We start from the raw sequence: 258 nt of genomic DNA on the forward strand, positions 1-258 counted from the left end.
TCCCTCCCTGGACGGGCATCGCTCGACGATGTTCAACGGCTCCCTCACGGGGCCGTCGTTTTGTGGGGGCTATTCCATCCACAAGTCGTCGAGGTTCTTGAAGTTCCAGAGCGTCGGGTCTTCGGGGCCAGTGATACTGTCCTTGCAACTCGTGGCCGCCAGGTCGATGGTCTGCATCGGGATCGGCTCTCTCGAGCGTAGCGAGAAGAACACGCGAACCTTGGGAGTCAGCAGTGATTCCATTCCCGGCTCAACGAC

1 pseudogene is annotated in these 258 nt (G+C 60.1%); it reads right to left on the reverse strand.

The annotated features are described in order from the left end of the window. Positions 1-69 precede the first annotated feature (69 nt). Positions 70-258 (reverse strand): annotated as a pseudogene (locus tag AAEZ05_RS29250) (HD-GYP domain-containing protein); the annotation flags it as partial.

The organism is Pseudomonas sp. HY13-MNA-CIBAN-0226 (assembly GCF_040310305.1).
In the GTDB taxonomy this organism is placed as follows: domain Bacteria; phylum Pseudomonadota; class Gammaproteobacteria; order Pseudomonadales; family Pseudomonadaceae; genus Aquipseudomonas; species Aquipseudomonas gregormendelii.